The 15,217-nt window shown below is 60.9% G+C and carries 15 protein-coding genes, 1 tRNA gene and 1 pseudogene; 13 read left to right on the forward strand and 4 right to left on the reverse strand.

All coding sequences use genetic code 11. From position 1 onward, the window contains the following. The 8 genes from hflK to ACY34H_RS14255 all read left to right on the forward strand — a co-directional run bounded on the left by hflK (nucleotide 1) and on the right by ACY34H_RS14255 (nucleotide 7,156). Nucleotides 1–1,290, forward strand: a complete 1,290-nt coding sequence (gene hflK, locus ACY34H_RS14220; RefSeq protein ID WP_464978140.1) for an FtsH protease activity modulator HflK — start codon at nucleotides 1–3, stop codon at nucleotides 1,288–1,290. Continuing rightward, entirely contained in the window at nucleotides 1,290–2,168 is an 879-nt protein-coding gene (hflC, locus tag ACY34H_RS14225; RefSeq protein ID WP_464978141.1) for a protease modulator HflC, read from the forward strand. The genes hflK and hflC overlap by 1 nt, the downstream gene beginning before the upstream one ends. Before the next feature lie 207 nt (nucleotides 2,169–2,375). After that, a complete protein-coding gene (locus ACY34H_RS14230) occupies nucleotides 2,376–3,536 on the forward strand; it encodes an ATP phosphoribosyltransferase regulatory subunit (protein ID WP_464978142.1) in 1,161 nt (386 codons plus the stop codon). Nucleotides 3,537–3,540: 4 nt separating this feature from the next. After that, nucleotides 3,541–4,854, forward strand: a complete 1,314-nt coding sequence (locus ACY34H_RS14235) for an adenylosuccinate synthase (protein WP_137314006.1) — start codon at nucleotides 3,541–3,543, stop codon at nucleotides 4,852–4,854. A gap of 37 nt (nucleotides 4,855–4,891) precedes the next feature. Then, nucleotides 4,892–5,437, forward strand: a complete 546-nt coding sequence (locus ACY34H_RS14240) for a phosphoribosyltransferase (protein ID WP_464978143.1) — start codon at nucleotides 4,892–4,894, stop codon at nucleotides 5,435–5,437. Nucleotides 5,438–5,531: 94 nt separating this feature from the next. Continuing rightward, nucleotides 5,532–6,128, forward strand: a complete 597-nt coding sequence (locus ACY34H_RS14245; protein WP_464978144.1) for a MarC family protein — start codon at nucleotides 5,532–5,534, stop codon at nucleotides 6,126–6,128. Between the two features lie 96 nt (nucleotides 6,129–6,224). After that, nucleotides 6,225–6,512 (forward strand): autorepressor SdpR family transcription factor, encoded by a 288-nt coding sequence (locus tag ACY34H_RS14250; RefSeq protein WP_464978145.1) that lies wholly within the window; start codon nucleotides 6,225–6,227, stop codon nucleotides 6,510–6,512. Further along, nucleotides 6,509–7,156 (forward strand): SdpI family protein, encoded by a 648-nt coding sequence (locus tag ACY34H_RS14255; RefSeq protein ID WP_464978146.1) that lies wholly within the window; start codon nucleotides 6,509–6,511, stop codon nucleotides 7,154–7,156. Before ACY34H_RS14250 ends, ACY34H_RS14255 begins: the two co-directional genes overlap by 4 nt. A 79-nt stretch (nucleotides 7,157–7,235) precedes the next feature. Here the strand turns inward: ACY34H_RS14255 and ACY34H_RS14260 are convergent, their stop codons facing one another. Together ACY34H_RS14260 and uvrB are read right to left on the reverse strand one after the other, a co-directional pair. Beyond that, nucleotides 7,236–8,192 carry an IS1595 family transposase gene (locus tag ACY34H_RS14260; RefSeq protein ID WP_464978147.1) on the reverse strand — a complete coding sequence of 319 codons (957 nt, stop codon included), beginning with the start codon at nucleotides 8,190–8,192 and terminating at the stop codon, nucleotides 7,236–7,238. Nucleotides 8,193–8,326: 134 nt separating this feature from the next. Beyond that, on the reverse strand, nucleotides 8,327–10,411 hold the full coding sequence (gene uvrB / locus ACY34H_RS14265; protein WP_464978148.1) for an excinuclease ABC subunit UvrB: 2,085 nt from the start codon (nucleotides 10,409–10,411) through the stop codon (nucleotides 8,327–8,329). A gap of 228 nt (nucleotides 10,412–10,639) precedes the next feature. On the opposite strand from uvrB, the gene ACY34H_RS14270 reads away from it, so the two are divergent. The 3 genes from ACY34H_RS14270 (at nucleotide 10,640) to ACY34H_RS14280 (ending at nucleotide 12,361) form a co-directional block, all read left to right on the forward strand. Then, nucleotides 10,640–11,842, forward strand: coding sequence for an amino acid aminotransferase (locus tag ACY34H_RS14270; RefSeq protein ID WP_464978149.1), 1,203 nt, complete (start codon nucleotides 10,640–10,642; stop codon nucleotides 11,840–11,842). Between the two features lie 113 nt (nucleotides 11,843–11,955). Then, nucleotides 11,956–12,031, forward strand: a tRNA-Asn gene (locus ACY34H_RS14275). An 81-nt stretch (nucleotides 12,032–12,112) separates the two neighbouring features. Then, nucleotides 12,113–12,361 carry a hypothetical protein gene (locus ACY34H_RS14280; protein ID WP_464978150.1) on the forward strand — a complete coding sequence of 83 codons (249 nt, stop codon included), beginning with the start codon at nucleotides 12,113–12,115 and terminating at the stop codon, nucleotides 12,359–12,361. Nucleotides 12,362–12,513: 152 nt separating this feature from the next. Here the strand turns inward: ACY34H_RS14280 and ACY34H_RS14285 are convergent, their stop codons facing one another. Beyond that, the gene (locus ACY34H_RS14285) at nucleotides 12,514–13,380 is read right to left on the reverse strand and encodes a restriction endonuclease (protein WP_464978345.1); all 867 of its coding nucleotides are present in this window, start codon (nucleotides 13,378–13,380) and stop codon (nucleotides 12,514–12,516) included. Beyond that, nucleotides 13,275–13,604 (reverse strand): type I restriction endonuclease, encoded by a 330-nt coding sequence (locus ACY34H_RS14290; RefSeq protein ID WP_464978151.1) that lies wholly within the window; start codon nucleotides 13,602–13,604, stop codon nucleotides 13,275–13,277. Before ACY34H_RS14290 ends, ACY34H_RS14285 begins: the two co-directional genes overlap by 106 nt. A 407-nt stretch (nucleotides 13,605–14,011) precedes the next feature. Here ACY34H_RS14290 and ACY34H_RS14295 point away from each other — a divergent pair, with 407 nt between their 5' ends. Further along, nucleotides 14,012–14,503 (forward strand): Hcp family type VI secretion system effector, encoded by a 492-nt coding sequence (locus ACY34H_RS14295; RefSeq protein WP_464978152.1) that lies wholly within the window; start codon nucleotides 14,012–14,014, stop codon nucleotides 14,501–14,503. Between the two features lie 160 nt (nucleotides 14,504–14,663). Beyond that, nucleotides 14,664–15,011 (forward strand): annotated as a pseudogene (locus ACY34H_RS14300) (M74 family metallopeptidase); the annotation flags it as partial. Nucleotides 15,012–15,217 lie beyond the last annotated feature (206 nt).

Raw genomic sequence — 15,217 nt, forward strand, 5'->3', positions numbered from 1 at the left:
ATGCCTCTTTCCTCTCTAGCGAAAAGATTAGGCCTGAAGCTGTCCCTGAACGACCCCCGCTGGGGCCAGGACAAGGATAACAACAGGCAGGCCCAGGAAGGCAAAAAGCCCGGCGATGGACCGCCGGACCTCGACCAGCTCTGGCGCGACTTCAACCAGCGCCTGAACGGCCTGTTCGGCAACAAGAACCGTAACAACAACAATGGCAACGGCAGCGGCGGTGGCGGCGGCGGTAGCGGCGGCGAACTGAAAGGTGCCGGCGTGACTGCCGGCGCCGTCGCGGTGATTGCCCTGCTGGTGTGGCTGGCAAGCGGCGCCTTCATCGTGCAGGAAGGGCAGAAGGGCATCGTGACCACGTTCGGCCGCTTCAGCCATGAAACCCCGGCCGGCTTCAACTGGCGCTGGCCGTATCCGTTCCAGGCCAATGAAACCGTCAACGTGTCGCAGGTGCGCACGGTGGAAGTGGGCTATCGCGGCAATACCCGCAACAAGCAGGCGCGCGAGTCGCTGATGCTGACCGATGACGAAAACATCATCGACATCCAGTTCGCCGTGCAGTACCAGCTGAGCGATCCGGTGGCATGGCTGTACAACAATCGCGACGCGGAAGACACCGTGCGCCAGGTGGCTGAAACGGCGATCCGCGAGATCGTCGGCCGCAGCAAGATGGACTTCGTGCTGTACGAAGGCCGCGAGAAAGTGGCCTACGATACGCAGCAACTGATGCAGCAGATCCTCGACCGCTACGCGTCCGGTGCGCAGGTCACCAATGTGACGATGCAGGGCGTGCAGCCGCCGGAACAGGTGCAGACCGCGTTCGACGACGCCGTCAAGGCCGGGCAGGACCGCGAACGTCTGAAGAACGAGGGTGCGGCGTATGCCAACCAGGTGGTGCCGACGGCGCGCGGCGCCGCGTTCCGCCTGTTGCAGGAAGCCGAAGCCTATCGCTCGATGGTCGAGCAGAACGCGGCCGGTAATGCCGACCGCTTCAAGTCGGTGCTGGCCGAGTACCAGAAAGCGCCGGGCGTGACGCGCGACCGCATGTACCTGGACACGATGCAGCAGATCTTCGCCAACACCAGCAAGGTGATGGTCGATTCGAAGGCCGGCAGCAACCTGCTGTACCTGCCGCTGGACAAGCTGATCGCGCAAGTCGCGGCCACCGAGGCGCAGCGCGCCAACGTGACCGCGCCGCCGCCGACCGCCGTGCTGCTGCCGCCGCCCGATCAATCCTACAGCGGCGACCAGAACCGCGCGCGTGAATCGTCCCGTAGCCGGGAGGGCCGTTAATGAACCGTATCGTTACTCTCGTCGTCACCGCGTTCATCGCGCTGATGCTGCTGTCCTCCACCGTGTTCGTGGTGGACCAGCGCAAGTTCGCCATCGTGTTCGCGCTGGGTGAAGTCAAGCAGGTGATCCGCGAACCGGGTCTGCACTTCAAGCTGCCGCCACCGTTCCAGAACGTGATCTACCTGGACAAGCGCATCCAGACGCTCGATTCGCCGGAAGCGGACCGCTTCATCACGGCCGAGAAGATGAACATCCTGGTCGATTCCTTCGTGAAGTGGCGTATCGTTGATCCGCGCCTGTACTTTGTCAGGTTCGGTGGCGACGAAGGCCGCGCCGGCAACCGCATGGCGCAGATCGTCAAGGCGGCACTGAACGAGGAAATCACCAAGCGCACCGTGCGCGAAGTGATCTCGGGCCAGCGCGGCAAGGTGATGGAAGGTTTGCGCACCAAGGTCGAGAACGAGGCGAAGCAGATCGGCGTGCAGATCCTGGACGTGCGGCTGAAGCGTGTCGACTACGTCGAGCAGATCAATACTTCCGTGTACGAGCGGATGAAGGCCGAGCGCCTGCGCGTGGCCAACGAACTGCGTTCGACCGGTTCGGCCGATTCGGAGAAGATCCGCGCCGACGCCGACAAGCAGCGCGCCGTGATCCTGGCCGAAGCGTATCGCGAAGCCGAGAAGATCCGCGGCGAAGGCGATGCCAAGGCCAGCGCGATCTACGCCGAGGCATTCGGCCGCAACCCCGAGTTCTACAAGTTCTACCGCAGCCTGGAAGCCTACCGCGGGTCGTTCAAGACCAAGGCCGACGTGATGCTGATGGACCCGAATTCGGAGTTCTTCAAGTACTTCAAGAGCAGCGGATCGGCTGGTAAATAAGCCTCTTCCGTCACCAAAAATGGTGACAAAACCGGTGATGGATTCCAGTTTCCGAGAAATGTTTCTCGAAAACTGGAGCCTGTCACCGGTTTTTGCTTGTCCTTTTTTCCTGTTTGGCCACGTTTTCGCGTAAAATATGCGGTTCGGCTTGCGCCGCCCGCTTGCGCGCCGTGCCGATTGAACGTTTTTCAACAAACCGGTTTTCCCATGCCGAATTGGCTTTTGCCCGAACATATCGCGGACGTTTTGCCGTCCGAAGCGCGCAAGATCGAAGAGCTGCGCCGCCTGATGCTGGATAACTTCCGCCGCTACGGCTACGAGCTCGTGATGCCGCCGCTGCTGGAATACGTCGAGTCGCTGATGACCGGCGCCGGCCAGGATACCGACCTGCGTACCTTCAAGCTGGTCGACCAGATCACTGGCCGCATGCTGGGCCTGCGCGCGGACATGACCACCCAGGTCGCCCGCATCGACGCCCACCTGCTGAACCGTGCCTCCGTCACGCGCCTGTGCTACGCCGGCCCGGTACTGCATACCCGCCCGTCGGGCCTGCACGCCACCCGCGAGCCGCTGCAGATCGGCGCCGAGATCTACGGCCATGCCGGCCTGGAGGCGGATGCCGAGATCCAGGAACTGGCGCTGGCCTCGCTCGAGATGGCCGGCTTCGCCGAGGTGCGGCTGGACCTGGCGCACGTGGGCGTGCTGCGCGCGATCCTGGACCAGGATGCGGCCGCGAAGGCCGACCACGATGCCATCGTGCAGCTGCTGCGCGCGAAGGACGTGCCTGGCCTGCGCGAGCTGACCCAAGGCTATGCCGCCGCCACGCGCGACGCGTTGCTGGCGCTGCCGAACCTGTATGGCGACGTGGACGTGCTGGCCACCGCGAAGCATGCGCTGCCGGACCTGCCGGGCATTGCCAAGGCGCTGGCCGAACTGGCGGCGCTGGCCGCATCGGCCATCGGCCGCGCCGAAGTGGCGATCGACCTGGCCGACCTGCGCGGCTACCAGTACGAAAGCGGCGCCACCTTCGCGCTGTACGTGCCGGGCCTGCCGAATGCCGTGGCACGCGGCGGCCGCTACGATCACGTCGGCGAAGCATTCGGCCGCGCCCGTCCCGCCACCGGCTATTCGATGGACCTGCGCGAACTGGCCCGTTTGCTGCCGACGGCCGACCGCAAGCATGCGATCCGCGCACCATGGGGCAACTCGCCCGAACTGAAGGAACGTATCGCCGAGCTGCGCAAGTCCGGCGAGGTTGTGATCCAGTCCCTGCCGGGTCACAGCAATGAACAGGACGAGTTCGAGTGCGACCGCGCGCTGGTGCTCGACGAGAGTGGTAGTAACTGGATTCTTAAAAACTTAGGTTAGTGTGATGTCAAAAAAAATCACTGCAACAAACGTGGTCGTCATCGGTACCCAATGGGGCGATGAAGGCAAGGGCAAAATCGTCGACTGGCTGACGGAGCACGCGCAAGGCGTGGTGCGCTTCCAGGGCGGCCACAACGCCGGCCACACGCTGGTGATCGGCGGCGTGAAGACCGCGCTGCAGCTGATCCCGTCGGGCATCATGCGCCCGGGCGTGGCCTGCTACATCGGCAACGGCGTCGTGGTCTCGGTGCCGGACGTGCTGCGCGAGATCGACAAGCTGGAAGCCGTGGGCGTGGAAGTGGCGTCGCGCCTGAAGGTCTCCGAAGCTTGCCCGGTCATCCTGCCTTACCACACCGCGCTCGATGCAGCCCGTGAAGCCGCCCGCGGCGCCGCCAAGATCGGCACCACCGGCAAGGGCATCGGCCCGGCCTACGAAGACAAGGTGGCGCGCCGCGCGATCCGCGTTGCCGACCTGCTCAACGAAAAGCGTTTCGCCGAGAAGCTGGCCGAGAACCTCGATTATCACAACTTCGTGCTGGAAAACTACCTGAAGGCACCGAAGGTCGAGTACCAGAAAACCCTCGACGATGCGCTGGCGTATGTGCCGCGCCTGCGCCCGATGGTGGCCGACGTGTCGAGCGCGCTGTACGCCGCGCACAAGGCCGGCGCCAACCTGCTGTTCGAAGGCGCGCAGGGTTCGCTGCTGGACGTGGACCACGGCACCTATCCGTTCGTGACGTCGTCGAACTGCGTGGCCGGCAATGCCGCCGCCGGTGCCGGCGTGGGCCCGAACATGCTGCATTACATCCTCGGCATCACCAAGGCCTACACGACGCGCGTGGGTTCCGGCCCGTTCCCGTCGGAACTGCCGACCGATGCCGGCGTGGGTCACCACCTGGCGCAGGTCGGCCATGAATTCGGCACCGTGACGGGCCGCGCCCGCCGCTGCGGCTGGTTCGACGCCGCGCTGCTGCGCCGCTCCGTGCAGATCAACGGCGTGTCCGGCATGTGCCTGACCAAGCTGGACGTGCTGGACGGCCTGGAAACGCTGAAGCTGTGCACCGGCTACATGCTGGACGGCCGCAAGGTCGACATCTTCCCGGTCGGCGCCGAAGACGCCGCGCGCTGCGAGCCGATCTACGAAGAAATGCCTGGCTGGACCGAAAGCACCGTCGGCGCGAAATCGCTGGCTGCGCTGCCGGCAACCGCCCGCGCTTACATCAAGCGCATCGAGGAACTGGTCGGCGTACCCGTCGACATGGTATCCACTGGTCCGGACCGCGAAGAAACCATCGTGCTCCGTCACCCGTTCGAATAAAAACACGCAATACACGCCACAAGCAGGAAGGAATTACATGAGCACCCCTCAATCCGACGACAAGCACCTGTGGGTGACCTGGGATGAGTACAACCGCCTGGTCGAAGGCCTGGCACTGAAGGTCTACGAATCGAACTTCAAGTTCGACATGGTGCTGTGCCTGGCGCGCGGCGGCGTGCGCCCCGGCGACGTGTTCTCGCGCATCTTCGACGTGCCGCTGGCGATCCTGTCGACCAGCTCCTACCGCGCCGACAAGGGCACGGTGCAGGGCGACCTCGACATCGCCAAGTACATCACGGTGACGCGCGGCTCGCTGGCCGGCAAGATCCTGCTGGTGGACGACCTGGCCGATTCCGGTGTCACGCTGATGAAAGTCATCGACCACCTGAAGGCCAACTACGCGGATGTCGAGGAGGTGCGTTCGGCCGTGATCTGGACCAAGGGCAGCTCGGCCTTCAAGCCGGACTACCAGATGCAGGAACTGCCGCACAACCCGTGGATCCACCAGCCGTTCGAGGATTACGACGGCCTGCGCCCGCACCAGCTGGCGTCGTGGCTGAAAAAAGGCGAAAAGAGCGCATAAGCATTTGCGCCTGCGCGACAATGGCGGAGGGCCGGAAGGCCTTCCGCCATTTTTCGTTCTGGTACCGCAAAGATAAAAACAAAGAGAGTGCCCCATGACTGAAAACTTCTTCCAGACCTTCATCCTGCTGCTGCTGGTCACCGACCCGTTCGGCAACGTGCCGCTGTTCGCCGCCGCGCTGCAGCCGGTGCCGCTGGCCCGGCGGCCGAAGATCGTGGTGCGCGAATGCCTGATCGCGTTCGCCGTGCTGCTGGTCTTCATGTTCTTCGGCCGGCCGTTCCTGCACGCGCTGAGCCTTTCGGAAGTATCGCTGCGCATCGCCGGCAGCGTGATCCTGCTGATGATCGCCATCCGCATGGTGTTCCCGCACCCGGACGGCGTGCTGGGCAAGAGCGAAGGCGGCGAGCCGTTCATCGTGCCGCTGGCGATTCCCGCGCTGGCCGGCCCGTCGGCGCTGGCCACGGTGCTGCTGTTTTCCAGCGAGACACGTGGCGACGTGATGATCCACGTTGCCGCACTGGCCGCCGTGGTCGTTGTCTGGCTGGCCGTGTTCCTCGGTGCCGACAGGTTGCAGCGGGTACTCGGCACGCAGGTGATGACGGCCTTCGAGCGCCTGATGGGGCTCATCCTTGCGGCGATGTCGATCGAGATGCTGCTGGGCGGGATCAGGGAGTTCGTGAAGACGCTGTAGCCGTCTTCGTGCAACGTTGGACAGGCCGGGCTTGCCCCGGCCTTTGTTTTGATCTATATTTAGATATCCATCTAATTAGCGAACGATCGAAATACGATGCCAGCTCCCACCGATGCCTTCAAGGCCATGGCCGATCCGGCGCGCCGTGAAATCCTGCGCCTGCTGCGCGACGGCGAAATGACTGCCGGGCAGCTGGCCGAGCATTTCGACATGACGCGGCCGACGATGTCGCACCATTTCGCCGTGCTGTCCGAGGCCGACCTGATCACCCGCCGCCGCGACGGCCAGACCATCTGGTATGGGCTGAACACGACGGTGCTGCAGGACGTCGTGGCGTGGATGATGGACCTGACCGAACCACAGACCAAGAGGAGAAAGGCATGAACCGGAACTACCTGATCGCCAACATCGTTCTGATCCTCGCCGCCAGCGCGCTGACGGCATTCTGCTGGCCGCACCTGCCGGACAGCATCGCCATCCACTGGAATCTGGCGGGCGAGGCCGATGGATGGGCCGGGCGCTGGACCTTGTGGCTGACCGGGCCGGGGCTGATGGCGCTGCTGCTGGCAATCGGGGTGGCGCTGCCGTACCTGTCGCCGCGCGACTTTTCGGTCGCCAGTTTCGGCGCCACCGCGGGCCATATCGTGACGCTGATCGTGGCGATGACCGGCGGCGTGCATGTGCTGCTGCTGGCGGGTAATTTTGGCATGGACATCGACATTGCCCGTGTCGTGCCGGCCGGCGTATTCGTGCTGCTGATCCTGATCGGCAATCCGCTGGGCAAGGTCAGGCGCAATTTCTATATCGGCATCCGCACGCCGTGGACGCTGGCCAGCGAGCGGGTATGGTATGCGACCCACCGCATGGGCGCACGGGTGATGGTGGCGGGCGGTGCCTGCGGGTTGATTGCCGTACTGCTGGGGGCACCAGCCGCCGTGATCGTGACACTCCTTGTCGCCCTGGCCTTGCTGCCGGTGCTGTATTCGCTGATGTTGTACAAGCGGCTGGAGCGGGCAGGGGATCTGTAAAAAAAGGCGCTGTGCGCGTTAAGTCGGTTTTGCATCTGGGTACGGAACTTTTCGTGCCTGTCGCTGGTCATCGGTGCCGCTAGCGATCAGCGGCCACCGCAACCCGAAGCCAATGGGCGGGGGCCGTCAACCGGGCGGCGTCGAGCACGCGCTGCCAGCCGGTGTAATTGGCCAGGTAGCGGCTGGACACGCCGTTGAACCGGCGCAGCCAGGTCTTGAAACGGCCATGCCATCCATTGACTCCCTGGATGTGGATGGCGCCGCGCACCCGAATGCCGGCCCGGACGTTGACCGCCTCGTGTGTGATGCTGGCCTGCCGCGCAAATGCTGTATAGGCGTTGGCCGCGTCGCTCACGAGCAGGACGTCCATTGCCAGCACTGGCAGCAAGTGTCCGGCCAACTGCTCGGCGGTTACCGGCCCGCGGCCGGTGACGAAGTCGCAGGTTTGCCGGTTGCGGTCGCGGGCGACGAGGATGCAGTCCAGTTCCGCACTGATGCCGCGCCGGCGCGCCTTGCCGCCGCGCTTGCGGGGCGGGCGATCCAGGTTCCGCGAGCCCTTTTGCGATTCGAGGTGGTAAGTTTCGTCGGCTTCGACGATGCCGGACAATTGCGGACGCGGCTCCTGCCGCACGGCGGCAATGAAGCGGTGGCGCCAGCGGAAGCTGGTGGATTTTGCCACTGCGACGCGCGCGGCAGCCTTGCGGACCGTGGCCGATTCAATCAGGCATTGCAGATAGGCCAGCCACCTGTCGCGCAACCGAAGGCGGGCGAGTGGCGTGCCGGTCAGGGCGTTGAAGCTGCGCCGGCAGGCAACGCAGCGGTAACGCTGCAAGCCGTTGGCCTGGCCGCAGCGGTGGCACCGCTTGCCGCCGCAGGCGGGGCACGATCGGTTGCCCGCGGCCTCCTCGATCAGGCGCAGGCAGTGGCTGGGTAATACAAGATCGGCGAGAACGCCCTGCAGAAGAGCGATTTCCTGATCGGAAAGCTGGACTTGCTCCAGCACCTTCAACACCACGCCCACATCGGCTGCACCCATGACGCCTCCTGATATACATGAAGTATCTCAACAGGAGGTCAGACAATGGTTCTGGTTGAACGTTCACCGATTTAACGCGAACAGCGCCTAAAAAAAACGCCGCGTCGAACGCGGCGTTTTCATGAAAGCGAGCCTTATTTGCCCGTGATCGAAATCACGTCCGCCCCCGGCGCACCGAACATCTGTTCCTTCAGCAGGTGCAACTGGTCGCGCACCTGCGCCGCCTTCTCGAATTCCAGGTTCTTCGCGTGCTCGACCATGAGCTTCTCGAGGCGCTTGATTTCCTTCGACGCCTGCTTTTCGTTCATGGTCTCGTACTTCGCCGTCTCTTGGGCCGCCTTCAGGTTCGTCGACTCGCGGTTCGGGTCGTACACGCCGTCGATCATGTCCTTGATGACCTTGTTGACGCCGCGGGCGATGATGCCGTGCTTCTCGTTGTGGGCGATCTGCTTGGCGCGGCGGCGCTCGGTCTCGTCGATCGCGCGCTTCATCGAATCGGTCATCTGGTCCGCATACAGCAGCGCCACACCGTTCAGGTTGCGGGCGGCGCGACCGATGGTCTGGATCAGCGAACGCTCGGAACGCAGGAAGCCTTCCTTGTCGGCATCCAGGATCGCCACCAGCGACACTTCCGGCAAGTCGAGGCCTTCGCGCAGCAGGTTGATACCGACCACCACGTCGAACGTGCCGATGCGCAGGTCGCGCAGGATCTCCACGCGCTCGACCGTTTCGATGTCGCTGTGCAGGTAGCGCACCTTGATGCCGTGATCCGACAGGTATTCCGTCAGCTGTTCCGACATCCGCTTGGTCAGCGTCGTCACCAGCACGCGTTCGTTCTTCGCGATGCGGTCGTTGATCTCGGACAGAAGGTCGTCGACCTGGGTGCGCGCCGGTCGCACGATGACCTGCGGGTCGACCAGGCCGGTCGGGCGTACCACCTGTTCCACCACCTGGTCGGCATGCTGCTTCTCGTACTCGGCCGGCGTGGCGGAGACGAAGATCATCTGCCGCATCTTGTTCTCGAATTCCTCGAACTTCAACGGGCGGTTGTCTAGCGCGGACGGCAGCCGGAAGCCGTAGTCGACCAGGTTGGTCTTGCGCGAACGGTCACCGTTGTACATCGCCGACAGCTGGCCGACCAGCACGTGCGATTCGTCCATGAACATCAGCGCATCCTGCGGCAGGTAGTCGATCAGCGTCGGCGGCGGCTGGCCCGGCAGCGCGCCGGACAGGTGCCGCGAGTAGTTCTCGATGCCTTTCGTAAAACCGATCTCGGCCATCATTTCCAGGTCGAAGCGGGTGCGCTGCTCGAGGCGCTGTTCCTCGATCAGCTTGCCTTCCTTGCGGAAGAATTCCAGGCGGTCGCGCAGTTCGGCCTTGATGGTCTCGATGGCGCGCAGCACAGTCGAGCGCGGCGTCACGTAGTGCGAGCCGGGGTAGACGGTGAAGCGGGGAATCTTCTGGCGCACGCGGCCCGTGAGCGGGTCGAACAGCTGGATCGATTCCAGTTCGTCGTCCCACATTTCCAGGCGCACGGCCAGTTCCGCGTGTTCGGCCGGGAAGATGTCGATCGTGTCGCCCCGCACGCGGAACGTGCCGCGGCCGAAGTCCACTTCGTTGCGCGTGTACTGCATCTGGATCAGGCGGGCGATGATGTCGCGCTGGCTGACCTTGTCCTTGGCGCGCAGTGTCAGGATCATCTGGTGGTATTCGTTCGGGTTACCGATACCGTAGATCGCCGACACGGTGGCCACGATGACGACGTCGCGCCGTTCCATCAGCGACTTCGTGCACGACAGCCGCATCTGCTCGATATGCTCGTTGATCGAGGAATCCTTCTCGATGAACAGGTCGCGCTGCGGCACGTAGGCTTCCGGCTGGTAGTAATCGTAGTACGACACGAAGTACTCGACGGCATTCTGCGGGAAGAATTCGCGGAACTCGCTGTACAGCTGGGCTGCCAGCGTCTTGTTCGGCGCGAACACGATCGCCGGACGGCCCATGCGGGCGATCACGTTGGCCATCGTGTAGGTCTTGCCGGAGCCCGTTACGCCCAGCAATGTCTGGAATGACAGGCCATCCTCGATGCCTTCGCACAGGCTGTCGATCGCGGTCGGCTGGTCGCCGGCGGGCGGGAACGGCTGGTGCAGCTTGAATGGGGAATTCGGGAACGTCAGCACGGTGGGCTCGGGAGCGCCGGCCAGTGATAAATCAGCCATGAAGTCAGACCTTTGCTAGAATAGGGAGTTGCACACCACATTGTGCAGTCATTGCGCGGCGGCCGGCACACCTGGCCAATACCGCGCATCGGAATTGCTGTGCACCGTCATCACTGTCCAGAGTAATTGCCGCTGAATTTCTTGCTCAGTAACTTGCTCAGTATCTTGCTCAGTAATGTTGTAGTGCTCATCCGCTGCGAATCGCATTCAATCGAATCCAATCCTATCATGACGAATCCTTCCGTTTTCAGTGCCATCGAGATGGCTCCGCGCGACCCGATCCTGGGTATCACCGAAGCTTTTAACGCCGACACCAACCCCAATAAAATCAACCTGGGCGTGGGTGTTTATTATGACGACAATGGCAAGGTGCCGCTGCTGTCGTGCGTGCAGAAAGCTGAAAACATCCTGATTGAACAACCAGCCCCGCGTACCTACCTGCCGATCGAAGGCCTGGCCGCGTATGACAAGGCGGTGCAGGAGCTGGTATTTGGGGCCGACAGCGCCGTTATTCAAGAGCGCCGCGCGATCACCGTGCAGGCCATCGGCGGCACCGGCGCGCTGAAGCTGGGCGCCGACTTCCTGAAGCGTTTCTCGCCATCGTCCGACGTCTACATCAGCGATCCGAGCTGGGAAAACCACCGCGCGCTGTTTGAAAGCGCCGGCTTCAAGGTCAACAATTACGCCTACTACGACGCCGCCACGCACGGCGTGAACTTCGACGGCATGTTGGCCGCGCTGAAGGCGATGCCGCAGGGTGCCGTCGTCGTGCTGCACGCCTGCTGCCACAACCCGACCGGTGCCGACCTGACCCAGCAGCAATGGGACCAGGTGATCGACGTCGTCGTGACCGGCGGCCTGATCCCGTTCCTGGACATGGCCTACCAGGGCTTCGGCGCCGGCATCGCCGAGGACGGCGCCGTGGTGCGCCGCTTCGCCGCCACCGGCGTGCCGCTGCTGGTGTCGAACTCGTTCTCGAAGTCGTTCTCGCTGTACGGCGAGCGCGTCGGTGCGCTGTCCGTCGTGGCGGCCACCGCCGAAGAAGCGTCGCGCCTGCTGTCGCAGCTGAAGCGCGTGGTGCGCACCAACTACTCGAATCCGCCGGTGCATGGCGGCAAGGTCGTCGCTACCGTGCTGTCCACGCCGGAACTGCGCCAGCTGTGGGAAGACGAGCTGGCCGCGATGCGCGTGCGCATCAAGGCAACCCGCGACCAGTTCGTGCAGAAGCTGAAGGAAAAGGCGCCAGGCCACGACTTCGCTTTCGTGCGCGAACAGGTAGGCATGTTCTCGTACTCGGGCCTGACGAAAGAGCAGGTCGCCAAGCTGCGCGAACAGTCGATCTACGCGGTGGACACCGGCCGTATCTGCGTGGCAGCGATGAATTCGAAGAACATCGACATCGTTGTTGACGCGATCGCTAAAGTTCTCTAAAATCCTGCTTCTTCGTTGATGCACGTCAGCGAAGAAAGTTGGAAACGGTGGCAAACGATACCGATAAGCAAGCTTGCAAATGTTGCTCTGAGAGTATAGAATGCTGCTTCTAATCCCTGATAGCTCAGTCGGTAGAGCGACGGACTGTTAATCCGCAGGTCCCTGGTTCGAGTCCAGGTCGGGGAGCCAGAATTCATGTGAAGAGCCCAGCCTTTTGGTTGGGCTTTTTGCATTTCGTCGAACCGCAACTAATCTAATGCGAGCATCAAAATGGAAAACGTCGATCAGCGCTACATGGTCCAGCAAAACAAGATCAGCGATGGCGATAAAAAACCACCGGTCTTCGCCAAGGTCATGCGCAGCAAAGAGGGCGCGTTTGAAGGTGTTTCGTTCATCAAAAACAAGGAAAAGGCATCGGTGATGACCATCGCGCAGGCACAGGAAGCGGTCGAATGGGCGAAAAAGAAAAAACCGGCGGCCCACGAATACGAGACAAAGGTCATCTGTGTCGGCCAGTAGAGGAAGCTGCCTGTGTCCCAACCGGGAAGCCGTGTTTCGAAAAAAAAGCCCGACTGCGCAGGTTGGGCTTTTTTCATTCCGGTGCTAGGAACTGCGCGGCAGCGTCTCGCGACGATCACGCTACGGCGCATAACAAAGTCGCCTTGGTCGGCTCAGGCGTCTGCCCCCTCGGCTTTCGGCAAGTGCAATATCGCTGCCGCACGGATGGCGTCTGCATGATCATAGAGATCATCTACCTGTGATAGTGGGATGCGCTCCTCTTCCTTCTGAGCATTGAATAACCCAACTGCGAGCTTTTCTGTGTTGTTGAAGCGAAGACGGCAGATTGGTTTGCGATTGTTGTCATCGAGCAGGATTGCGCAGTAGCTCTGCGCATCCCGCATGAAGATGCGCTTTGGGCTTACCGAATCACGCAGTATCGCCCGGACAATGTGAAAGCCTTCAATTTCCTCAGCTGTTGTCACAATCTGTTCAGCATCTTTTGCTGCCGGCGCATGAGTCAAAGCCGGTTCCTGGATCAATGATACATCCGGTGTCATCGCTCCTTTAAGGCGTTCATTTATTCGTTCACTGAGAAGTGATTCAAACGCTCTTCGAGTTATGATTGTAAACTGGTCTTTCACTGCCGGCGTGAAGCGCTTTCCGCCCAAGAGGTCAGAAGAGAGAATGCGTACGATTTCGTCGGATGGGTTTGCGATCAGGTCAGCAAGACGCGATTGAATCACACGTGTGAATTTCAGATCGCTAGCGGTGGTGAGGATTGTGTCTACATCAAACAGCGTTTTTGCAAATTTTTTAAGTTCATCTACATCGCGTTCTTTGAAATCGAGTATATTGAACTCAAAAAACGGCTTTTCATCCATCTTGTTGGGTTGCTCCAGATCTGTGAAGAACCGATACACGAGGCCATTGGTCAAAACGCCAAACCGTGCTTCCGTAACGTGAAAATATCGAAAGAGTTGCCCTGCATGGTTGATGCTGAGGTCACCACCGCTCTTTTTGCATTCAAAAAGAATGATGGGCTTTCCCTCCTTAAGGATTGCATAGTCAACCTTTTCTCCTTTTTTGTTCCTACGTCTGCGATGAGTTCCGGCGTTACCTCAGTTGGATCAAAGACATTGTAGCCAAGCGCCTGGATGAATGGCATTACCATTGCATTCTTCGTCGCTTCTTCGGTGCTGACAAGATCCTTCGTCAACGCAATCCGCGCTGAAAGTGCTCTCAGCTGGTCGATCAAATCCATGATTTCCTCTTAAAAGTTATCCGCGGAGCGCCGTCGGCGAACCAAAAATTTGTCTGATTTGGTACCTCATTAGTTTGCACAAGTTGCATTCATTTGGCAACTTTGGTTTTCTGAAAGAATGATCGAACCGATGCGATTAGGATGGTTGAGCAAGTGCGAGGCGGAGTAGGTGCGTGTCACTCAACGTTCTCGGCCAAATTTGTACCCGTTCGAGGTCGTCAATGACAGGGGATCCCGCCCGATAATGGCTGAGTGCGAAGCCGACATAAATGTTGACTCATTTCAACATTTCGGGTGGGCCTTGAGCCAGAATGATGAGCAGAGGAAATGTCCTCTACGCCAAGTCGTCGGCACTTTGCCCTAAGTGCTGCGTTGTGCGGTTTCATCATTCACTCGGGAGTATTCCTATGGCAATCGACGTGTATCTCCAAATTGACGGTATTAAAGGCGAATCCCAAGATTCAGCGCATGTGGGCTGGATCGAAATCTCTTCGGCGCGGTGGGGAGTCGTACAGCCCCGAAGCTCAACCGCTTCCACCGGGGGAGGGCACACGGCTGAGCGCTGCGAGCATCGAACTCTGTCTCTCAGCAAGCTCTGCGACTTGGCATCACCGATATTGATGCAACATTGCTCGATGGGTAAGACAATTCCCGCAGCGAAGCTGGAAATGATGCGCGCCGATGGCCAGGGTAAGCCCGTGAGGTACTACGAGGTCGAACTGGAAAACGTCATGATCGCCAACATGGAGCAATTGGTAAGCGAGGGGAGCATCCTCCATGACTCCATCGGCCTGCGCTTCTCCAAGGTCAAATGGAAGTATACCCAGCAAAAAATCGGTGGAGGAACGGGTGGAAACACGTCTGGCGGTTGGGACTTGGCATGTAGTAAATGCATTTGAGGAGACCTGCCATGGAAGAAGATAATGACCCCCTGCGCCCGCGTCCGCCGAGCGATTCGCGTGGCTACTTCATGTTACCCCAGGCTCCGATGGACTCAGGGTATTACGTCTAGGCAATCTTCACAAGAAACCAGCCAAAGGAGCTTACCAATATGCGCATCCAACGATGATGACCTCAATCTTGACCGTCGCCTTGGAATGGCAAGCCATGGACACCCGCCGATTTGGTGTCGGGGATATCAGCCTCGCGGGAGGTATTCCGACACCTGATCATGGTGGACACAAGAGCGGCTTGAATGTGGATATTCGCCCGCTGAGAAAGGATGGCCGTGAAGAGCCGGTGACCTGGAGGGATCCGCAATATGATCAGGTGGCCACGCATGCGCTGATAAACCTTTTTTATATATTTGCGCCGGTTGTGACCGTCATATTCAACGATCCCGGCATTCCTTTCCTGTCGCGGGCGAAGAGGCATGATGACCACTTTCACCTGAATTTGCGGGGTTAAGTATGCGTTCTGCAGCTTTGTTATGGTTCGGAGCCGTAGGCATGCTCTCGGCTACTCTGGCGGCCGATTTGGCGGGCGACCCTTCCGGTCTTTGGAAGACATTCCCCGGAATCTTTAAAATCCACTCGGGCAGCGTAGCCGACCGTGCACCCGCAGAAGGGAAGGATCGCAAACTCACCATCCATGTAGATGGCACGGCTGCTCGG

The organism is Pseudoduganella sp. jia 9 (assembly GCF_055502615.1).